Origin of the sequence: Streptosporangium becharense (genome assembly GCF_014204985.1) — a bacterium.
Lineage (GTDB): Bacteria > Actinomycetota > Actinomycetes > Streptosporangiales > Streptosporangiaceae > Streptosporangium > Streptosporangium becharense.
This window is the reverse complement of the sequence record NZ_JACHMP010000001.1, coordinates 3983321-4002896: the sequence shown is the minus strand read 5'-3', so window position 1 is coordinate 4002896 and position 19576 is coordinate 3983321. Positions and strand designations below refer to the sequence as shown.

Here is a 19576-nt window from a genome sequence, read left to right as displayed (position 1 = left end):
GACCGGCCGTCAGGTGTGGTCGATCTCACCGATGATCTGACCGCCCAGCTCCCGCTGGATGAGGGCCATGCCGGTGAGCGCGTCGACGTCGGCGTCCGCGTCGTTCAGCGGGTCGACCTCGTCCGCGTCGGGTACGGCGCCGCGGCCGGGCACCGCGTCGGGCCAGGCTGCCTTGGCGCCGATCTTGACCGCGGCCCTGGGCCCCGTCTGGGCCGCCGCCCTGGCGGCCGAGCGGGCAGCGGCCAGGCCGGGGCTGGGTGAGGGAGGCACCCCCGGGTCGTCCGGCAGCGGGGCGTCCGGCCAGGATTCGTCCGTGGCGGGAGGAGCCGTGCGGGCAGGGGTGGGGGCGGACTCGGGCTGACGCTGCGGCGCGGCGACCGGACTCTGAGGTGCGGCGGCCTGGCCCTGAGGCGCGGCCTGGTGCTGAGGGGCCGGCGGTCGCGCGGGCACGGCCGGGGCACGGCCGCCGCCCGACGGGGCGGGGCCGTTGCCGACGACGGCCTCGACCTTCCAGGTGCCGCCCAGGACGTCCTGGAGCACCGCCGCCACCACCACCTCCTTGCCGCCGCCGGTGAAGTTCTTCATCGCGCCTGGCTGGGTGAAGCCGAGGGTGACGATGTTGCCCTCGACTCCGACGACCTGCGCGTTGGTGTTGACGGTGGCCCACACGAACATGCTGCGTTGCTTCAGCGTGGCGAGCACCTGCGGCCATGCCTGCCGTACGAGCGCGATCGCCGTCCCGGGGGGGCTCTCGCCGCCCGGCCCCGAGGCGGCCGGGGAGGAGTCCGCGGACGGAGTCTGCCCCGCGGGCGCCGGGGGCTGCGGTGGCGCGGTCCGCGCGCCGAGCCTGGCCGGGGTGGGCCAGTCGTCGTCTCCGGCGGGGGCCGCACCGGCCCCGGACGCCGCGGCGGGCCCGGCCGGGGGCTGCGGTGCCGCGTGAGCCGTCGGCACGACGGGCGGCGCGGGGACAGCCGGAGAGGCGGCGGCCGACGCGGCGGTGGGGGCCCCGTGGACGCCGGTGCCGTGCACCGGCGAGGAGACCGAAAGGACAGGCACGGGGTGGGTCGCCGGAGCGGGCACGAGGTGGGCCGTCGGAGCCGCCGCCATGGGGACCGTCGCGGGGCCGCTCCGCTCCAGCCGCTCCAAACGAGTCAGCAGGGCCGTCTCACCCTGGGCGGCGCCCGGCAGGAGGATCCTGGCGCACATCAGCTCCAGCAACAGCCGGGGCGAGGCCGCACCGCGCATCTCGGTGAGACCCGCGTTGAGGATCTCCGCGGTGCGGGTCAGCTCCGCCGGGCCCATCGAGGCGGCCTGGGCCTGCAGCCGCTCCAGCTCGTCACCCGGCCGGTCGAGCAGCCCACTGGTGGCCGCCTCCGGCACGTTGGCGAGGATCACCAGGTCACGGAAGCGCTCCAGCAGGTCCATCGCGAACCGGCGGGGGTCGTGGCCGCCCTCCACGACCCGGTTCACCGCCTCGAACACCCGCGCGCCGTCACGGCCCGCGAAAGCGGAGACCATCTCGTCGATCAGGTCGCCGTCGGTGTAACCGAGCAGGGAGACCGCGCGGGCGTATGTGATCCCCGCCTCGTCGGAACCGGCGAACAGCTGGTCGAGGATCGACAGGGAGTCGCGGGCCGAACCCGCGCCCGCCCGGACCACCAATGGGAGCGCGGCGGGCTCGAACGGGACGTTCTCGGAGGTGAGGATCTCCTCCATGAGGGTGCGCAGCGCGGCGGGCGGGATCAGCCTGAAGGGGTAGTGGTGGGTGCGGGACTTGATCGTCCCGATGACCTTCTCGGGCTCGGTGGTCGCGAAGACGAACTTCAGGTGCGGCGGCGGTTCTTCGACGAGCTTGAGCAGCGCATTGAAACCCTCGCGGGTCACCATGTGCGCCTCGTCGATGATGTAGATCTTGAAGCGTGACGACACAGGAGCGAAGAAGGCCCGCTCCCGCAGGTCGCGGGCGTCGTCCACGCCACCGTGCGAGGCCGCGTCGATCTCGATGACATCGAGGTGGCCGGGGCCGGTGGGGGCCAGCGCCACGCACGACTCGCACTCCCCGCACGGGTCGGGGGTCGGGCCCTTCTCACAGTTCAGCGAGCGGGCGAGGATCCGGGCGCTGGAGGTCTTGCCGCATCCCCGGGGGCCGCTGAAGAGGTAGGCGTGGTTGATGCGCCCGCTGCGGAGCGCCTGACGCAGCGGCTCGGTGACGTGCTCCTGCCCCTTGACCTCGGCGAAGGTCCCGGGCCGGTACTTGCGGTACAGCGCAAGACTCATGCGACGATCCCACCTGCGAGGGGTCCTGAAACGAGGAGACCCCTCGCACACCCGCCAGAGCCTGCTTATCCTTGCTGCCTTCCGGCCCTGGGGAGGTTCACAGGATGACGCCGCGCGAGGGGTCCGCCCACAGTCTAGCCCCACATCCGAGTGAGCGGGGCCGCGAATTGATGGTTCGTGCACCCCGGAAAGTTCGGTAAGCTTCTCCACGGAGGATTCGCCTAGTTGGCCTAGGGCGCACGCTTGGAAAGCGTGTTGGGGGCAACCCCTCAGGAGTTCGAATCTCCTATCCTCCGCGCCTGGTTGAGGCAGTAAACGAAAAGGGGCCGGTCCCATCCAAACCGGCCCCTTTTTCGTGTTCTCGTCGCCCCCTCGTCCGCTCCGGGCCGCAGGCACCCGGCGGAGTGACACGACGACCCGGAGGCCGGGAGCATCAGCCGCAGGGGCTCATGATGACGTCGAAGCCCCTGAGCAGGCCGACCACGCCGAGAACAAGTCCGAGGACCGCCACGGCCAGGGTGGCCCCCTTGTGCAACTGAGGCTTGTAGGCGATGAGACCGGTGGCGACGTCCCTGCCGGCTCCGAGGGCGAGCAGCACCGCGAGACCACCCAGCCCCATCCCCGCGAAGTCGACGTGGCTGCAGGAGGCGACCTCCCCGATCCACTCCGTCTTGATCACATTGACGCGTACGAAGAGGGAGAGCAGCCCGACGACGAGAGCGGCCCATGACTGGGACGACACCATTCGAAGATTCACAGCGCGAACCTATTCACCCCCCTTTGATCATGACTTGTCGTTGACTTGCAGACAGCTGGGCCGCGGCACCCGACCCGGTACCCCTCCGCCCCGGGCCGGCGGCTTCCCGCCCCGAGGGGGTGTCGCCCCGTACCCGCCGCACGAAGCGAGCGGTCCCGGCGGCTTCCCGCCTCGTGACGGCCGATGACCCGAATGTGGAAAGGCCCCGGGCATGCCGGGCCCTTCCCGGGGAAGGGGAAGCCCCCTGAACGGATCGAAGGGGCGTCGGCGATGGATTTCAAGGACGATGTCCAGCTGGACAGCTCGCAGGTCGAGAGCCGCGGCAGGGGGAGGATCCCGGGCGGCGGCCTCGCGGTCGGTGGCGGTGCCGCCGGGATCATCGCGCTCATCGTGGCGCTGATATTCGGGATCAACCCCGGAGAAGTCACCGGCGGCGGTGACCCGGCCCCGGTGGGCCCGAGCTCCGACCTGTCCGCACAGTGCAGGACCGGGCAGGACGCCGACCAGAACGAGGAGTGCCGCGTGGTCGGCGTGGTCAACAGCATCCAGGAGTACTGGCCGAAGGTCGTGCGGGGCTACGAACCGGCCCGGACGGTCCTGTTCCAGCAGCAGGTGAACACCGCGTGCGGTGCGGCCGACTCCTCCGTCGGCCCCTTCTACTGCCCGGCCGACAGCAAGGTCTACCTGGACCTGAGCTTCTTCAAGGAGCTGGAGAGCAGGTTCGGGGCCAAGGGCGGTCCGTTCGCCCAGGCGTACGTCATCGGGCACGAGTACGGCCACCACGTGCAGAACCTGCTCGGCACCAACGCCAGGGCCGAGGGTGACCGGCAGGGCCCGCAGAGCGGGTCGGTCCGGCTTGAGTTGCAGGCCGACTGCTACGCGGGTGCGTGGGCCAAGAACGCCTACGAGACCGGCCTGTTCGAGAAGCGGTTCACCACGGCGGAGATCGAGGAGGCGCTGAGCGCCGCCGCCGCGGTGGGCGACGACCGGATCCAGGAACGCACCCAAGGCCGGGTGAACCCCGAGGGCTTCACCCACGGCACGTCCGCGCAGCGGGTGAAGTGGTTCACCACCGGTTATGAGAGCGGCGACCCCAACCGGTGCGACACGTTCTCCGGAACTCTCTGAAAACCCCCACGACCTGGTGAAACGGAGGCCGACCAAGCAGGGGTTCGAGTTCTCTCCTAAACTACGTACTGTGATCTTCAAGTCGATCGGTGATGGGCGGCCCTACCCCGAGCACGGCCTCTCACATCGTGAGTGGGCACAGATACCGCCGAGGCAGGTCCGGCTCGACTCGCTGATCACCACGAAAGCGGTGCTCGACCTGCACTCCCTGCTCGCCAAGGACTCCACGTTCTACGGCGATCTCTTCCCCCACGTGGTCCAGTGGCGCGGCGACCTCTACCTGGAGGACGGCCTGCACCGGGCGCTGCGCTCGGCCCTGCACCAGCGATCCGTCCTGCATGCGCGGGTGCTGGACCTGCCGCCGGAGCGCTGACCGGCCACGCGCGGACCGGGAGCCGCGAGGAGTCGCCGCTGCCGCCGGCTGAACTCCGGACCGAGGAACACGCTCGACCGGGCGGACGGGCCCGGGAGGTTCCGAGGCGGCCTCGCGCACCTGCGGGGCCTGCCCGGCGGCTACCGGCTCTGGCACGCACGGGTGCGGCCGTCCCGCGGAGAAGCAGACCCCGATCGGCTCCGCGATGTGGGGGAGGTCCGACCGCCGCAGGACCGCGTTCCTCGACCATGCCGGGTGCCGTGGAAAGGACGGGCGACTCCCGCCCACGCCGTATCGCGTCGCGCGCTTCAACGCGACCGGGCGACGATTCAGCGCGCCTCACCGACTTGGAAGAATGAAGGGTTTGTACGTGGCCGTGCAGGCAAGGGAGAGGACGTACGCGGAAACCAACCGTTCGCCGTCAAGGTCGCCGACCGCAGGCGGACTCCCTGGCCACGGCCGGACCAAGGGTGGCCGGATTCATGAGCTGTCATACCGCCCGACTGCGCGGTGAGAACGGGACGACCGACTCCGATCGATGAACGAGGCCACTGCCCGCGAGAAGTTCGCGACCGCGCGGAGCGCGAAGCTCGCCACAGCCGACAGGGCCGGTGTCCCACACATAGTGCCGATCGTGTTCGCCCTGGACGGGAATGTGATCACCTTCGCCGTCGATCACAAACCGAAGAGCACCATGAACCTTCGACGGCTGCGTAACATCGGCGAGAACGATCGTGTCTGCCTGCTGGTGGATCTCTACGACGACGACTGGTCCCGGCTGTGGTGGGCACGTGCGGACGGCAAGGCGGAGATCACGACTGACCCCGCCACCCGTGCCCGCGCAATCACGCGGTTGAGCGCGCGCTACGACCAGTACCGGGATCACCCGCCCGAAGGCCCCGTTGTCACCGTGACAGTCGAGTCGTGGAGCGGCTGGTCCTACGGCTCGTCCTGAGACGAAACTCGCCCTGAGACGAAACTCGTCCTGAGACGAACGGAGTGTCGGGCGGAAAGCATCGGTCGGGCCCTGCGCTCAGAAACGCTCCACTCTCCTCGCCACTTTCAACGTACAGCGGGGAGGGGGACTTGCGGCAAGACCCCGGTGCTGATCCACAATCGGGGGCCGTGCGCCGAACCGGCCTGGGAAAACACCGGGCGGATGCGTACGCAGGCCCGCATTCACCATGCGGTCCCTCGGGCCGGGGCCAAGACCGTCACAGGGGGAATTCACATGCGTGTGCTGCTGTCCACCATCGGGTCGCGTGGCGACGTCCAGCCGTTGGTGGCGCTGGCCCTGGAATTGCGGAATCTCGGACAGGAAGTCCATCTGTGCGTACCCCCCGACTTCCGTGACTGGATCGACAGTCTCGCGATCCCCGTCACACCCATCGGACCCGAGCTGCGCCAGACCGCTGCCGCCGACCCGCCGGCGACGCCGGCTCCGCCGTCGCCCGAGCACCTGCGTCAGCTCGCGCAGGCTACGGTCACCGCCCAGTTCGAGGCGGTCGCGGCGGCGGCCGAAGGCTGCGACGTCATCGTGGCCGCGACCGCCCTGCAGGTAGCCGCCCACTCGGTGGCGGAGCTGATGGCGATTCCCTACGTCTTCGCCGCCTACTGCCCGGCGGTTCTGCCATCGCCGCGTCACGCGCCGCCTTCCTCGCCCATGACGGTGTCCGCGACGGCTGACAACCGTGAGCTGTGGGCTCGGGACAGGGCACGCTTCAACGACATGTTCGGCGCCGTGCTCAACTCCCATCGGACGTCAGTCGGCCTGGCCCCGGTCGGTGACGTACGCAGCCACATCCTCACCGACCGGCCCTGGCTGGCCGCCGACCCGACGTTGGCTCCCTGGCCCGAACCCGCGAACGGCGGCGTCGTGCAGACGGGCGCCTGGATCCTGCCGGATCGGCGTCCGTTACCGCCCGAGCTGGTGGCGTTCCTCCAGGCCGGCGAACCACCCGTCTACTTCGGCCTCGGCAGTATGCGTGCTCCGCGGGGACTCTCCCAGGCGATGATCGGATCGGCCCGCGCGCTCGGGCGCCGCGCGATCGTGTCCCGCGGGTGGGCCGGCCTGTCACCGGTGGACGACGCCCCCGACTGCCTGTCCATCGGTGAGGTCAACCACCAGGAGCTCTTCGAACAGGTCGCGGCCGTCGTCCACCACGGCGGGGCGGGCACCACGACCGCAGCCGCGCGAGCTGGAGCACCGCAGGTCGTCATTCCCCAGGTCTACGATCAGTACTACTGGGCACAACGCGTTGACCGGCTCGGGAACGGAACCGCACATCCGCCCGTCGAGCCGACCGCCGACTCGCTGGCCACGGCTCTCGGACGAGTCCTCCGGCCTGACGTGGCGGCCCGTGCCCAGGTCATCGCCGACGCGGTGCGTACCGACGGCGCCAGGGTCACCGCACAGCGCCTGATGACCTCAGTTCTCCAGAAATCATTCCGAGACGGGTTGTCATGATCCGTGCTTCGGAGGTGAGAACGGCACCCCCCCGATAGGCGCGTTCAGCCGGAAGGAGCTTGCGCGGCAGATCACAAGCCCGTTCGATCCGGTGCGCTTCTCGGTCGGTGTCACGTCCGCCTTGCGTTTCCCGGAAGGTGAACACCGCCGTCACCGTGGGCCGCATTTCAGGATCACGGAGAGGACTGTTCCCCCACGATCTTGAAACGCGAAGAGCCTCTGACTGCTCAGGCAGGTCAGAGGCCCTTCCGGTGGCGGTGGAGGTGAGATTTGAACCCACCCGCTCACCAAGTCTGATCTGTTAGAACTCGAATTTTAGCCGGTCGGACCAGACCAGGACAGACCCTGCCGGATGACTCCGGACGCGATTGGACGCGAGAGTCCCCCAAATGGGGGAACCGACGATCTTTGTGGGTCATAAAACGAAACGGCACCTCCGAATTGGAGTGCCGTCTTCATGAAGACCTCTGCGGTCCGACGTATTCAGCTCGCCTCGAGTGCCGCCTCCGTTGGAGGACTCGGCTCCGTGAGCCCGAGCGCCTCCCGTATGGCCGGTAGTTCCTCCTTCGGCCGGTGCCGGCTCGCATGGCTCATGACGACCTTCCGGTCGTAGCCGGGAGACATCACGATGACCACCTGGTGGCCATGGCGACGGATGGAGTACTCGTAAAGCTCGGGGAGCGGGTGCCCGCAGACGGCGCACCCCATCGGAAGCGGTGGCCGTTCCACAGAGAAGCACGGACCATAGACAGGTTCGCCTTCGGGATCCGGAGGTCTAATGTGTGTCACGGGTCAGGACCTCGATTCCTGATCAAGGGCCCGGTATGGCGTTGCGAGCGCCTGCCGGGCTCGTCTTATGCCTGGTTGGCATCGACGCCGGACATCGTTCTCATTGAGCTCGATGATTCATGGTTCATCATTGACCATACTGCGATTCCCGAAAGGCGGTAAGGAGCCTAGATCCCTCAAAGGACATCCCGAGATCAATCAAGCACGCCCCCAGCCGGTACCGTGGCCGCTAAATGACCCTTCGCGACCAGGGAAGAGCGCGTGACCGACAAGCCCTGGACCAGCGTTTCCACGCCCTACATCAAGCCACGCCAGCCGGGAGAGCCGGATGCCTGGGCCGAGGAGGCAAGCCAGCGAGGCCACGCCGGAACTCATCAGCTTCGCGGCGTGGAGGAAGTCCGGCCCCCAGAGGAGATCGCCCAAGCCCTCGGCCTGGGCCCCGAAGACACCGTCATCGTCCGCCGCCGCCTGGTTCTTCTGGACGAACAACCCGTAGAGCTCGCAGACTCCTACTACCCGGCATCGATCATTCGTGGCAGTCTCCTGGCCGAGAATCGTAAGGTCCCCGGGGAAGCCGTCGCCATGCTCGCCCAGCTCGGACACAGGCCACGAAGCGCGGAGGCGCCCCTCAAGCCTTGGCCGACCTCGGGTTCCCTCAGCAATATTTCAAGGATCGGATTTCCGTGCGGCAGCCCACAACACATGAGGTGGAAGAACTGGACCTACCGATCGAGGTTCCGGTAATGCGACAGTTTCGCGTGATATACAGCAACAACCAACGGCCGGTAGAGGTATCTATTTTGATTAAGGGTGGCCATATTTACGAGTTGTCGTACCAGCAGGCAGCACAAGAACAATAAGGCACAGCCTACGACGTGATTGAAGTCTCGCCCCAGCGGACGAAGCAGAGAAGCTCGACCACCCAGAGGACGTGCTGATTCCAGCAGGGTCCCCGTAATACTCGCGGAAAACTGGGCAGATATAGCCCTGGCCTGGAGTTGGAGGCTGCAGCCTTGTGGACGTTTTCCGTGTCACAAGGACAGGTCTTCCTCACCATCAAGTAATATTACTCTCTGCACTCACATCACTACTCTCAGTGATGGCTCACGAGGTGTGGAGACACCATCGGTCACAACGACCACAAATCCACACTCGTGCGCTGCTTGCTCCGTATCCCCATCCGGAAAGTGAGGCAGCATGACCTTCCCCACCTCCAAGAAGACCGCGGCCCTGGCCGCCGCCGCCCTGGCCTTCACCGGCGCCGGCTTGGTCGGCGTGTTCGCCCTCCCCGCGCTGGCCGACCTCGGCGGCGCCTCCGCCCCCCACATCCGCGCCGCCGCCATCGTCAACAGCGACGGCTCGGTGGTGCGGTCCAAAGGCGTCACCGGCGTCCGCAAGATCGCCACCGGCCAGTACTGCGTCCGCCTCGACTCCGACATCAACGCCCGCGCCACCGTCCCGGTCGCCACCTCCCAGTGGACCAGCGCGCCCTGGGACTCCAGCATCTTCGTCCGCCACGATGACAACTGCAACGACCACCGCGACATCTTCGTCGGCACCGGCACCGCCGCAGGAGCACGCGACACCGGCTTTCACGTCATCGTCCCCTGACAACCCCGGCTGCCCTCGCACCTGTATGACACCGGTGCCCTGACCAGGAGCCTCGGCGGGTGCGCGCACGCAGCGGTGGCTGCGTGCGCGCACTCGCCTCCCATTCACGAAGATCGCGATACCCACCACGCGCTACATGGAACGAGAGCTGCGAGCACCGGAGAATGGCACTGAGACTCAGGCCGAGGCGCTTCGCCTACCGCTCATCACCTGGTCGACGACATCGGCGGCGCGCTGATCAGCTTCCGGCGACAAGTGGCTGTACAGGTCGCTGGTGACCACGATCGACTCGTGGCCGAGGCGCTTGGACACCGTGTCCAGCGACACGTTCGCGGCGAGCAGTTCGACGGCGTGCGCGTGGCGCATCTTGTGCACGGTCGCCCGGGTCGTGATGTCCCGTTCTGTGGCCTTGACGGTGACCTTGGACCAGTGGGTCTGGTGCCAGCCGGAGGAGTTGAGGATGCCGCCGCGGGCGCCCGAGAAGAGCAGAGTCTTCTTCGGCAGGCCCTTCATGCGCCGCTTGAGCATGAGCACGACGGATTCGGGGATGCGGATCGTCCGCATGGCCGCCTCGGACTTGCCGTACGGCGCGAGGTAGTTGCGCCGCTGGGGGTCCTCCTTGACGACCTGGGCAACGGTGAGGAGCCGCCGCTTCAGGTCGATGTCCCTCGGCCGCAGGGCGATGATCTCGCCCCACCGCAGCCCGGTGCCCATGGCCAGGGTGACGATGTCGCCGGCGAGCTGGCTTACCTCATACGCGATCGTGATCCAGTCGGCGATCTTCAGGCCGGTCGGCACCTGCTCCAGGGGCACCGGCCGTCCTGGCCGGTCCGGCAGGATGACGCCGACGCAGGGGTTGGTGTCGATCGGCACGCCCTTCTGTCGCGCCGCCCAGGACAGCGCCGGGCTGATGACACCGCCGTGCACGTTGGCGATCGTCTTCGGGCTGTAGGCGACCAGCTCGCCCTTGCGCTTGTACTTGCGGGTGCCCATCCAGGTGATCCACGCCTGCACGAGGTCGGTGCTGATCTCGGTCACCGGGAGCCCGCCGAGCGGGCCGATGCGCGTACCGTCCGCCAGGGCGAGGATCGCGCCGCGCACGTGCCGGTCGTAGAGCCGACGGTAGCCCTCGATCTGGCGCGGCTCGGCCTTGCCCGTGGTGGTGAGCCAGGCGAGGTAGGCATACACAACTGCGGTGAGGGCGGGCCCGGCCTCCTGTGGCTCCGTCTCCGGCTCTGCAGGGGCCAGAGAGAGGCCTCGGCAGCGCTTCGGGTAGCCCTTCGGGACGACGCTCACCGGCAGCCTCTACGAGGGCCTTGAAGCGCTTGGCGATGGTCCGAGTGTCGCAGGTTTCACTGTCGCGACCACCGCCACGGGCGCCGCCGATGACCCAGGAGACGCGATAGGTCGTGCGTCCGCCTGTGCCGGTTCTCTTTTCGGTCGATGCCATGTCTACCTTCCCGCTTCGGAAGGTGAGCACCACCGCCACCAGGGACCACGTTTCGAGATCGGGAACAGGGGCGTTCCCCCACTGTTCCCCCACGATCTTGAAACGCGAAGGGCCTCTGACCTGTTTGCACAGGTCAGAGGCCCTTTTCAGTGGCGGTGGAGGTGGGATTTGAACCCACGGATAGGTTGCCCCATCACACGCTTTCGAGGCGTGCGCCCTCGGCCACTAGGCGACTCCACCGCGGAGCAGCTTACCGGATAAGCGCTACTGCTCGCGCATCCGGCGAGCGGCGAAGAAATCGGTGAGAACCGCCGCGCACTCGTCGGCGAGCACTCCTGGGAGAACCTCGGGCCGGTGGTTGAGCCGGCGGTCCCGGACGACGTCCCAGAGGGAGCCCACGGCGCCGCCCTTGGCGTCGATCGCGCCGTAGACGACGCGCTCGACCCTGGCCAGGACCGCGGCTCCCGCACACATCGTGCAGGGTTCCAGCGTGACCACGAGCGTGCAGCCGGTCAGCCGCCACTCGCCGCGTGCCCGCGCCGCCTCCCGCAGGGCGAGCACCTCGGCGTGCGCGGTGGGGTCGACCGCGGCTTCCCTGTCGTTTCCGGCCCGTGCCAGGACCGCCCCGTCCGGGCCGAGCACGACCGCGCCCACCGGCACCTCACCACGCGCGGACGCGGACGCGGCCTCCCGCAGGGCGAGCCGCATCTCCCGGACGTAGTCCGTCACCGCAACCGGTCGAGCTCGTCCGCGAACGCCAGCCGCTCCGCGATCACCGAGAGCGTGTCTCCCGGGAGGGCGCCTTCCTCCATGCTGAGTTCGACGAGTTCCTCCGGGCTCAGGCCGAGGTCGCTCAGCAGCTCGAAGTCACCGGCCGGCCGTACACCGAGATCGGGGGTCTCCTTGTCGACCGCGACCCCGGCGAGTTCGGTGAAGAGCTCACCCAGCTCATCGGACACTCCCGCCTGGGCGTCGGACAGGAACGCGCGCGGCTCCAGATCACCCTGGTAGCGGACGATCGCGAACCATTCGTCCTCCACCTCCACGCACAGCAGGGCGAGCTCGTCGCCGCCGAGCCCGAGGTGCTCCTGGACGGCGTCGCCGAGGTCGTCGACGATCTCGGCCTCGCTGAGATCGACCTCCGCACCGTTCCAACCGTCCGCGGTACGGACGAAGGCGGCGGAGAACACGTTGCCTGATGGTCTGGAGGGCATGGCCGATCTCCCGAGGTCAGCCGAACACGGAGTCGATGGCGCGCTCGAACGGCTCGGAGAACCCCAGCCGCGCCGCGATACTGGACAGCACGTCCTCGGGCAGGAGGTCGATGTCGCCGGAGAGGATGCCGAGCTCCATCTCGTCGAGACCCAGGTCCGCGAAGATCGACAGGTTCCCCGCGGGGAGGGCCGTCTCCTCGTCCTGGAGGATCGCCTCGAGCTCGTCCTCGTCGGGAATCGGCACGTCCAGGTATTCCAGCGCCTGCTGGGCGAGCGGGAAGTCCCAGGACGCGGCGATGTCAGAGAGGAACACCTCGACCCTCTCGCCGAACACGCGTAGCGCCACGAAGAACTCATCCCCCACCGCGACCAGGCCAATCGTGCCGTTGATACTCGGCTGCTGGCGGAGGGCGTGGATGAGGCCCTCGAGATCGGATGTGAGTGCCACGGGGAGCATCTCCGCTTCCCAGCGGTCGTCCTCGCGGTAGATCACGATGGCAAAGTCCAGCGAGTCTTCGTCTGACATGGCCATCCCCACCGAATGCTTTCTCTACGGAGGTCAATGTTTTCAGAAGCGAGGGCCCGACGTGGGCCTCTCCGACCAAATTGTGATCAAATCCCAGTGAGCGGAGGGCACCGAACAGATGACGTCCGTTATCTCCCCGGTGACCGTACCGGATACCTTTGGGCGTCATGGAGACCCTGGTCGTCGACCACCCGCTGGTGGCGCACAAGCTGACCGTCCTGCGGGATGTGAACACGGACTCGCCCACCTTCAGGCGACTCGCCGACGAGTTGGTGACCCTGCTCGCCTACGAGGCCACCCGGCATGTCCGCGTCACCGAGCTGACGGTGGAGACCCCCGTCGCCCCGGCCAGAGGCGTGCGGCTGGCCCAGCCGTACCCGCTGGTGGTCCCGATCCTGCGGGCCGGGCTGGGCATGCTGGACGGCATGACCCGGCTGCTGCCCACGGCCGAGGTCGGCTTCCTGGGGATGGTCCGCAACGAGTCGACCCTGATGGCCGAGACGTACGCCACCCGGCTGCCGGAGGACCTGTCGGGCCGTCAGGTCTATGTGGTCGACCCGATGCTGGCCACCGGCGGCACGCTGGCCGCGGCGATCCAGTTCCTCTTCGACCGGGGAGCCGACGACGTGACCGCGCTGTGCCTGCTCGCCGCACCTGAGGGCATCGCGTACATGGACAAGGTCTTCAGCGGCAGTGACAAGCCGATCCGGCTGGTGACCGCGGCCCTCGACGAGCGCCTGAACGAGCACGGTTACATCGTGCCCGGCCTGGGTGACGCGGGAGACCGCCTCTACGGCGTCGTCTGACCTCTCCGTCCCGCGGCGGCAGGCCCTCTGCCGGCGCCGGTGGGCCCCTCCGCTCCCCGGCCGCGCGCGGACGGCCGATGTCGCGGTCGTTCCCCGGCCGCGGGCGCCCTGGTCGTTTCCCGGCTTCGGGCGCCGTGGCCGCGGTCGTTCCCCGGTCTCGGGCATCGGTACTGGTGCCGCCGGTCGCCGCGGAAGGGCCGACGGTGTCCTCACCGTTCCCATCGCGTTCCCATCGCGTTCTCACCAGGACGGCGCGCCGCCCCAGCGGGATGTCCCGGGACACCTTGGTACGTACCCCGGAGCGGCGCGTGCCTTCCTTTTTGCCGAAAAGGGGGTTCTCCCGCCGGTTCTCGGTTACATAATGTGCTTGCGTGGGTACGAAGAGTTGCGAAGGCATCTCTTCTGTGTTCCCGATCCGCCGTAACGGCGGGCGCACACCAGGGAGAACCATGAGCGAGCGAATCACTCCGGACACGGAGCCGGACCCTTACGCGGACTTCAGCGCCGTGCTCAGGGACGAATTCTCCGATGTCCATCCGGCGGCCACGGTGACCCGCTGCATCGAGGCGGCGCACTACGGCGCGCTGGAGGTCACCGGCCACGCCCACCCGGCGCTGGTCGAGCGGATCGCCCGCAAGCATCTGGAAGTCCTCGCGCTGGTCGCGAGCGAACGCGGGTGACGGGATCGACGGGTGACGAGAGGCGCGACGGCCGGGACACGCCCCCCGCGAGATCTTCGGAAAAGGTCTCGCGGGGGGCGTAAGACCAAGCGGGTCGATGCGCTTTACCTCGGCATGGGCCTGGGTAATGTATACGGCGGGTGCAGTGGGTGAGCGGTAGTAGGAGGCCAAAGTGCAGGTCAAGAAGGTTCTTACGTACAGCGGTATCGGTTTCGTTGCGTTCTTCCTGTTCACTCGACCAGGTGACGCCGCCAACGCCGTGAGGGGTGCTATGGATACGGTTTACACAGCGGCCGATTCTCTGGCCCAGTTCGTTTCACATCTGTCATGAGACTGGTGACCCACGGGGACTCCGCTCCCTCGTCGGTCAACCGCTACCTTCTCCCCCACGAACACCAGGTCATCATGGTGCGGCGTCACCCGGCCGTGCTTCTCCGTCCCGTCGCCGAAGTTCTCGGCGGCCTGATTCTCGCCGGACTTCTCAGCACGTGGTTCGGCAACCAGGGCGGGGGTGGCCTGCTCGTCGTCGTCTGGTGGGCATGGCTCCTGCTCCTGATCCGCTTCGTCTGGAAGGTCGCGGAGTGGTCGGTCGACTACTTCGTGGTGACTTCCAAGCGCATGCTGCTCACCACCGGGCTGATCACCCGCAAGGTCGACATGATGCCGCTCGGCAAGGTCACGGACATGCGCTTCGAGCGCTCGCTCCTGGGACGCATGCTTGGGTTCGGCGAGTTCGTCCTGGAGTCGGCAGGTCAGGACCAGGCCCTGTCGAGGGTCAACTACATCCCCTACCCGGAGACTCTCTATCTGGAAGTCTGTCAGATGCTCTTCCCCGGCGGGGACGACGATTAGTCCCCTATGTCCTTTTGGCATAGGGGACTTAACACTTCTCGGTGAGGATTCCTCACATGGGGTTACCGGATTCGACCGCTTCGTGCCATCATGGCGAGAACATTGACCATCCCCCGCCCTGAGAGATCAGATGCCGAGTCAGGGAACCATCGGTGACCGCGTCCGCGGACTGCGGTTGAGTAGGCGTATGTCTCAGGCCCAGTTGGCCGGGCCTGACCTCTCCGACAGTTATGTCTCGCTCATCGAGTCCGGCAAGCGCACGCCGACCCCCGTGGTCGCGCGTCTCCTTGCCGAGCGCCTGGGCTGTACCACCGAGTTCCTGCTGCGCGGGATCGAGCCTCGCCAGCGCATCGACACCGAGCTCGGTCTGCGCCACGCGGAGCTGGAGCTGCTCCACGGCAGCCCCTCGGCCGCCGCGGAGCGGTTCGGGGAGATCGTCAAGGCGGTCGGCGAGGAGAACGTCATGCTGGCCGCACATGCTCGGCTCGGCCGGGCCCGTGCGCTGGAGGCCGAGGGCAGGATCGGGCCGGCGGTGGAGGCGTTCGAGCGGCTCCGCCGCGAGGCGGCCGCCCACCCGGAGCGCCTGGCCGACCTGCCGCTGACAGTGGCCCTGAGCCGCTGCTATCAGGTGGCCGGAGACACCCGGCGCGCACGCGATCTGGCCGCCCAGGCATTCTCCCAGGTAGACCGGCTCGTCCTGACCCAGGGGGAGATCGCCGTCGACCTTGCCGCCGCTCTGCTGCAGACCGGCGCCGCCCAGGAGCCGGGTTCGCCGAACACGGCCTACATCCGCACCGTCCTGGCGGTCAACGGGGTCCCGGCCGTGGTCGACCGCACCGCAGAGATCCACGCGCTGTGGCAGGCCAGCCTCACCGCCGCCGGCGACGAGGACTCCGCGCTGGCCGTCCACCTCGCCGACGAGGCGATCGTCACCGGCCGTCCGGCCCGAATGGCGTGTCGGCTCGCCTTCATCGCGATGGAGTGGGCGTCCGTGGCCGTCTCACTGGGCCAGGAGTCACTCGACGAGGCCGTGGACCTGGCGACCTCCGCGAGCAGGGTCTTCGCCGCCTTCCCCGAGCACGCCCAGGAACATGCCAGGAGCCTCGTGGCACTCGCGCGTGTCCACCTCGGCGTCGGCGACCTGGACGGCGCGGCCGACCGGGCCCGGGCCGCGCTGGCCGCGTTGAGCGGACAGGGGTCCGTCATCGCGGCGACCGCCCAGCTGGTTCTCACCCAGGTGGAGTTCGCCCGCGGGCAGGAAGGCGTCCCGGAGCCGCTGACCGCCGCCGGGGAACTGCTGCTGAGCGCCGCGGGCAGTGCACCCTCCAGCCCTGATCGGGAGGTCGCACGGGTCTGGCGTGATCTCGGCGACCTTTACGGCAGGGTCGGCGCGGGCGAGGAACAGGCCGCCGCGTATCGTAGAGCACTCGAAGCTGCCGGAGTGCGCGATGCGATGGTGGGCGTGACGGTCGATTCCGCTCTCGTGCGTTAAAGACGGCCCACTGCTGGGGTTCCAGATTTGTTTTTGTGCCTCCGGAATAATTAGGGTCTACCAGTCATTGATTCATAGGATGATTGGTTTCTCTGGAGGAGGCGGACGGTGAGTCTGCGTACGGCGCAGCGAGCATCCCTCGTCGACCAAGTGATCGACCAGCTCAAGGAGCAGATCACTTCTCACTCCTGGCAGATGCACGCGAAGATTCCTACAGAGACCGTGCTCGCCGAGCAGCTCGGCGTCGGCCGCAACACCGTACGCGAGGCGGTGCGGGCGCTCACCCATGCGGGCCTGCTGGAGTGCCGCCAAGGCGACGGAACGTACGTCCGGGCCACGAGCGAGCTGTCCGGAGCCATGCTGCGACGGCTACGCACCGCCGAGCAGTTGGAGATCCTGGAGGTGCGCAGAGCGCTGGAGGTGGAGGCGGCCCGGCTGGCCGCCACCAGGCGCACCGACCGCGACATCGCCCTGATCGAGGCCGCCCTGGCAGAGCGCGAGCACGCGTGGGGACGTGGTGAGCCCGAGGCCTTCGTCGAAGCCGACCTCGCCTTCCACATGGCGGTCGTCCACGCCACGCACAACCAGGTGCTGATCGACCTCTACGAGGACTTCTCCACCGCGCTGCGCGCCAGCATCACCGCCGCCGGAACCTCACTGCACAGCACCCTGAACAGCACGTACATCCCGCACGAGGCCATCGCCCGTGCCATTGCGGCCGGTGACGCCGCCGCCGCCGAGCGCGCCGGTCACGCGTGCATGGAGCACATCCTGATCGCCCTGACGGAAGAGCAGGAACTCTCTGTCTGACTCTCGCCGTACCGCGCACAGGAGGCCCCGTTCCCGGGTGGGATCGGGGCCTCCTGTCGCCTTTCCAGGCGGGAGAACCCCCTGCCGTCTCCCGGAGCGTGGGTTATCGCTGTCTTCCTGAACCAGCAGGGCCCGTCGGTCCCCGGCGCGTTCGAGGGGCCCTGCCGTCGCGGCGTCGGCGGACGCGGTCAGCCGAGACGCAGGGACATCACCAAGTAGCGGAAAGCGGGATCGGCGTCACCGGGAACCTCCGTGATGAGGGCCGGTCGGCTCGGCGACTCCATGTTGAGCCGGACGAAATCGGTCTCGACACCGCTGAGGCCGTCGAGGAGGAACTGAGCCTGGAAGGCGATCTGGATGTCACCGCCGGACAACTCGGCGTCGACGACCTCGGCACCGCGGCCGATGTCACCGCCGCCAGCCTGGATGAGGACGTGCCCCTGACTGAAGGAGAGCCGGATCGCGGTGTTGCGCTCGGCGACCAGGGCGACGCGCTTGATCGCGTCGACGAAGGGGGTCACCCGCACGTCGGCCCGGATGGACCAGTCGCCGGCCAGCCGCGACCGGTAGTCGATGAACTGCTCATCGAGGAGCCGCACCGTGGTGCTGCGGCCGACGCTCTCGAAGCCGGCGATGCCGTCGCCCAGCGACACCGACACTTCACCGCCGCGCAGTGACTTGGCCACGTCGACGAGCACTCGCGCGGGCACCATGGCGGCGGCCGCGACGTCGGGCCGCTCGGGACGCCAGTCGAACTCCCTGGCCGCGATGCGGTAACGGTCGGTGGTGGCCATGGTGACGTTCTCGCCGGAGATGTCGACCCGGATGCCGGTCAGCATGGGGAGCGTCTCGTCGCGGCTGGCCGCCGGGGCGACCTGGCCGACGGCGGCCGCGAAGACCCCGCCGCCGATCGCGCCGACCTTCGGCGGCATCTCGGGCAGCGAAGGGAAGTCTTCCACCGGCATGGTGAGCAGGCCGAACTCCGCGCTACCGCAGGTGAGCACCGCTTCGGAACTCTCGGTGGCGAACTCGACGACCTCGCCGGGCAGGCTGCGGGTGATCTCAGCGAGGATCCGGCCCGGGATCAGCGCCCGGCCGGGCTCGGCCACATCCGCCTCGATCGAGACGCGGGCGGAGACGTCGTAGTCGAAGACCGACAGCACGAGGTCGTCACCGGCCTCCACGAGGAGGCCGGACAGGACGGGAACAGCCGGCCGGTTCGGCAGCGCCCGGGCCACCCAGGCCACGGCGTCGGCCAGGACATCACGGTTAACCCGGAACTTCACCTGAGCATCCCTTCGCCCGACGGCACCGCCCCGCCGCGGGAGCCGTACTTCCACAGCACGTTATCCGCTCACACCGACAGAACGTCAGGGCGTTGCGACGGGAGTAAGGGACACCGCACGGAACCGGGTGGGGCCCGGCGCATCGCACCAGGAGGGCCGTCGCTGCGTGCCTGGGAAGCCTGGCGCATCGCACCAGGGGGGCCGTCGTGTCATGCCCGGGAAAGCCGCTGCGTCACTCCCGGGAAAGCCCGTCGCGGCGCGCCGAAGGGCTCGATCACGTCATACCTGGGGAACCTGCCGCACCGATCCCGGAAGGATGCCGTACCAGGGAGAACGCCGCATCGTACCAGGGAGAACGCCGCATCGTGCCTGGGAGGCCCGTCGCGGCGCGTGCCCGGTGGGCTCACCCGCGGGCGGCGTCGAGGTACGCGAGAACCGCGAGCACGCGGCGATTGTCGTCGTCGGAAGGGGTGAGACCGAGCTTGGCGAAGATGTTGGCCGTGTGCTTGCCGACCGCGCTCTCGCTGAGGAACAGACGCTGGGAGATGGCCGAGTTGGACCGGCCCCCGGCCATCAGCTCCAGAACCTCGCGCTCGCGCGGGGTCAGCGTGGCGAGCGGCTGGTGACGGGCGGTGCTCGCCAGGAGCTTGGCGATCACCTCGGGGTCCATCGCGGTGCCGCCCGCCGCGACCCGGCGGACCGCGTCGACGAACTGATCGGCGTTGAAGACCCGGTCCTTGAGGAGGTACCCGACCGCTCCGGAGCCGTCGGCCAGGAGTTCACGCGCGTAGAGCTGCTCGACGTGCTGCGACAGGACGAGCACCGGCAGGCCGGGGACGGCCCGACGCGCCGCCAGCGCGGCCTGGAGCCCTTCGTCGGTGAACGTGGGCGGGAGCCGGACGTCGACCACCGCCACATCGGGCCGCAGCTCGATCAGCGCCGTCAGCAGCTCCGGCCCGGATTCGACGGCCGCCGCCACCTGCAGACCGTGGGCCTGCAGCAGATGCACCAGGCCGTCCCTGAGCAGGTACAGGTCCTCGGCGATGACGACGCGCAGG

20 protein-coding genes, 2 tRNA genes and 1 other RNA gene are annotated in these 19576 nt (G+C 68.6%); 13 read left to right on the top strand and 10 right to left on the bottom strand.

Features of this window, described 5'->3' with window-relative positions; all coding sequences use genetic code 11:
- Positions 1 to 9: 9 nt before the first annotated feature.
- On the bottom strand, positions 10 to 2277 hold the full coding sequence (locus F4562_RS17630; RefSeq protein WP_184543350.1) for a DNA polymerase III subunit gamma and tau: 2268 nt from the start codon (positions 2275 to 2277) through the stop codon (positions 10 to 12).
- A gap of 31 nt (positions 2278 to 2308) precedes the next feature.
- Positions 2309 to 2404: signal recognition particle sRNA small type (gene ffs / locus F4562_RS17625), an RNA gene on the bottom strand.
- An 83-nt stretch (positions 2405 to 2487) separates the two neighbouring features.
- Between ffs and F4562_RS17620 the strand changes: the two genes are divergently transcribed.
- Positions 2488 to 2573: transfer RNA gene (locus F4562_RS17620), tRNA-Ser, on the top strand.
- Positions 2574 to 2710: 137 nt separating this feature from the next.
- On the opposite strand, the gene F4562_RS17615 is transcribed toward F4562_RS17620, so the two are convergent.
- Positions 2711 to 3034, bottom strand: a complete 324-nt coding sequence (locus tag F4562_RS17615) for a hypothetical protein (protein ID WP_184543352.1) — start codon at positions 3032 to 3034, stop codon at positions 2711 to 2713.
- 270 nt (positions 3035 to 3304) lie between these two features.
- Here F4562_RS17615 and ypfJ point away from each other — a divergent pair, with 270 nt between their 5' ends.
- From ypfJ to F4562_RS17585, 7 genes are all read left to right on the top strand, one after another.
- Positions 3305 to 4162, top strand: a complete 858-nt coding sequence (gene ypfJ / locus F4562_RS17610) for a KPN_02809 family neutral zinc metallopeptidase (protein ID WP_184543354.1) — start codon at positions 3305 to 3307, stop codon at positions 4160 to 4162.
- A gap of 70 nt (positions 4163 to 4232) precedes the next feature.
- Positions 4233 to 4535 (top strand): type II toxin-antitoxin system VapB family antitoxin, encoded by a 303-nt coding sequence (locus F4562_RS17605; protein ID WP_184543355.1) that lies wholly within the window; start codon positions 4233 to 4235, stop codon positions 4533 to 4535.
- Positions 4536 to 5073: 538 nt separating this feature from the next.
- Complete coding sequence (locus tag F4562_RS17600) at positions 5074 to 5490, top strand: TIGR03668 family PPOX class F420-dependent oxidoreductase (protein ID WP_184543356.1); 417 nt, start codon at positions 5074 to 5076, stop codon at positions 5488 to 5490.
- A 276-nt stretch (positions 5491 to 5766) separates the two neighbouring features.
- A complete protein-coding gene (locus F4562_RS17595) occupies positions 5767 to 7002 on the top strand; it encodes a glycosyltransferase (protein WP_184543357.1) in 1236 nt (411 codons plus the stop codon).
- A 1050-nt stretch (positions 7003 to 8052) separates the two neighbouring features.
- Positions 8053 to 8535, top strand: coding sequence for a UTRA domain-containing protein (locus tag F4562_RS17590; protein ID WP_184543358.1), 483 nt, complete (start codon positions 8053 to 8055; stop codon positions 8533 to 8535).
- The gene (locus tag F4562_RS36670) at positions 8475 to 8651 is read left to right on the top strand and encodes a GntR family transcriptional regulator (protein ID WP_375782477.1); all 177 of its coding nucleotides are present in this window, start codon (positions 8475 to 8477) and stop codon (positions 8649 to 8651) included. Before F4562_RS17590 ends, F4562_RS36670 begins: the two co-directional genes overlap by 61 nt.
- A 337-nt stretch (positions 8652 to 8988) precedes the next feature.
- Complete coding sequence (locus tag F4562_RS17585) at positions 8989 to 9402, top strand: hypothetical protein (RefSeq protein ID WP_184543359.1); 414 nt, start codon at positions 8989 to 8991, stop codon at positions 9400 to 9402.
- A 177-nt stretch (positions 9403 to 9579) separates the two neighbouring features.
- On the opposite strand, the gene F4562_RS36375 is transcribed toward F4562_RS17585, so the two are convergent.
- From F4562_RS36375 to F4562_RS17560, 5 genes are all read right to left on the bottom strand, one after another.
- The gene (locus F4562_RS36375; RefSeq protein WP_184543360.1) at positions 9580 to 10590 is read right to left on the bottom strand and encodes a tyrosine-type recombinase/integrase; all 1011 of its coding nucleotides are present in this window, start codon (positions 10588 to 10590) and stop codon (positions 9580 to 9582) included.
- Between the two features lie 412 nt (positions 10591 to 11002).
- Positions 11003 to 11092: transfer RNA gene (locus F4562_RS17575), tRNA-Ser, on the bottom strand.
- A gap of 24 nt (positions 11093 to 11116) precedes the next feature.
- Positions 11117 to 11560 carry a tRNA adenosine(34) deaminase TadA gene (gene tadA, locus F4562_RS17570; RefSeq protein ID WP_184543551.1) on the bottom strand — a complete coding sequence of 148 codons (444 nt, stop codon included), beginning with the start codon at positions 11558 to 11560 and terminating at the stop codon, positions 11117 to 11119.
- Positions 11561 to 11577: 17 nt separating this feature from the next.
- A complete protein-coding gene (locus tag F4562_RS17565; RefSeq protein WP_184543361.1) occupies positions 11578 to 12066 on the bottom strand; it encodes a tRNA adenosine deaminase-associated protein in 489 nt (162 codons plus the stop codon).
- 16 nt (positions 12067 to 12082) lie between these two features.
- The gene (locus F4562_RS17560) at positions 12083 to 12592 is read right to left on the bottom strand and encodes a tRNA adenosine deaminase-associated protein (RefSeq protein ID WP_184543362.1); all 510 of its coding nucleotides are present in this window, start codon (positions 12590 to 12592) and stop codon (positions 12083 to 12085) included.
- A 167-nt stretch (positions 12593 to 12759) separates the two neighbouring features.
- Here F4562_RS17560 and upp point away from each other — a divergent pair, with 167 nt between their 5' ends.
- From upp to F4562_RS17535, 5 genes are all read left to right on the top strand, one after another.
- Positions 12760 to 13398 carry a uracil phosphoribosyltransferase gene (gene upp / locus F4562_RS17555; RefSeq protein WP_184543363.1) on the top strand — a complete coding sequence of 213 codons (639 nt, stop codon included), beginning with the start codon at positions 12760 to 12762 and terminating at the stop codon, positions 13396 to 13398.
- A gap of 449 nt (positions 13399 to 13847) precedes the next feature.
- Entirely contained in the window at positions 13848 to 14078 is a 231-nt protein-coding gene (locus F4562_RS17550) for a hypothetical protein (protein ID WP_184543364.1), read from the top strand.
- A 327-nt stretch (positions 14079 to 14405) separates the two neighbouring features.
- Positions 14406 to 14930, top strand: a complete 525-nt coding sequence (locus F4562_RS17545; protein ID WP_184543365.1) for a PH domain-containing protein — start codon at positions 14406 to 14408, stop codon at positions 14928 to 14930.
- Between the two features lie 130 nt (positions 14931 to 15060).
- On the top strand, positions 15061 to 16422 hold the full coding sequence (locus F4562_RS17540) for a helix-turn-helix domain-containing protein (RefSeq protein WP_184543366.1): 1362 nt from the start codon (positions 15061 to 15063) through the stop codon (positions 16420 to 16422).
- 108 nt (positions 16423 to 16530) lie between these two features.
- Positions 16531 to 17232: a FadR/GntR family transcriptional regulator gene (locus F4562_RS17535; RefSeq protein ID WP_184543367.1), complete on the top strand. Its 702-nt coding sequence runs from the start codon at positions 16531 to 16533 to the stop codon at positions 17230 to 17232.
- A gap of 188 nt (positions 17233 to 17420) precedes the next feature.
- Here the strand turns inward: F4562_RS17535 and dnaN are convergent, their stop codons facing one another.
- Both dnaN and F4562_RS17525 read right to left on the bottom strand, forming a co-directional pair.
- Entirely contained in the window at positions 17421 to 18518 is a 1098-nt protein-coding gene (gene dnaN, locus F4562_RS17530) for a DNA polymerase III subunit beta (RefSeq protein WP_184543368.1), read from the bottom strand.
- A gap of 403 nt (positions 18519 to 18921) precedes the next feature.
- Positions 18922 to 19575 carry a LuxR C-terminal-related transcriptional regulator gene (locus F4562_RS17525; protein ID WP_184543553.1) on the bottom strand — a complete coding sequence of 218 codons (654 nt, stop codon included), beginning with the start codon at positions 19573 to 19575 and terminating at the stop codon, positions 18922 to 18924.
- Position 19576 lies beyond the last annotated feature (1 nt).

Bases quoted from the DNA above. Each gene is read 5' to 3' on its own strand.
- F4562_RS17630 (WP_184543350.1), bottom strand. From the start codon at position 2,277: ATGAGTCTTGCGCTGTACCGCAAGTACCGGCCCGGGACCTTCGCCGAG.
- ypfJ (WP_184543354.1), top strand. From the start codon at position 3,305: ATGGATTTCAAGGACGATGTCCAGCTGGACAGCTCGCAGGTCGAGAGC.
- F4562_RS17600 (WP_184543356.1), top strand. From the start codon at position 5,074: ATGAACGAGGCCACTGCCCGCGAGAAGTTCGCGACCGCGCGGAGCGCG.
- F4562_RS17595 (WP_184543357.1), top strand. From the start codon at position 5,767: ATGCGTGTGCTGCTGTCCACCATCGGGTCGCGTGGCGACGTCCAGCCG.
- F4562_RS17585 (WP_184543359.1), top strand. From the start codon at position 8,989: ATGACCTTCCCCACCTCCAAGAAGACCGCGGCCCTGGCCGCCGCCGCC.
- tadA (WP_184543551.1), bottom strand. From the start codon at position 11,560: ATGCGGCTCGCCCTGCGGGAGGCCGCGTCCGCGTCCGCGCGTGGTGAG.
- F4562_RS17565 (WP_184543361.1), bottom strand. From the start codon at position 12,066: ATGCCCTCCAGACCATCAGGCAACGTGTTCTCCGCCGCCTTCGTCCGT.
- F4562_RS17560 (WP_184543362.1), bottom strand. From the start codon at position 12,592: ATGTCAGACGAAGACTCGCTGGACTTTGCCATCGTGATCTACCGCGAG.
- upp (WP_184543363.1), top strand. From the start codon at position 12,760: ATGGAGACCCTGGTCGTCGACCACCCGCTGGTGGCGCACAAGCTGACC.
- F4562_RS17550 (WP_184543364.1), top strand. From the start codon at position 13,848: ATGAGCGAGCGAATCACTCCGGACACGGAGCCGGACCCTTACGCGGAC.
- F4562_RS17545 (WP_184543365.1), top strand. From the start codon at position 14,406: ATGAGACTGGTGACCCACGGGGACTCCGCTCCCTCGTCGGTCAACCGC.
- F4562_RS17540 (WP_184543366.1), top strand. From the start codon at position 15,061: ATGCCGAGTCAGGGAACCATCGGTGACCGCGTCCGCGGACTGCGGTTG.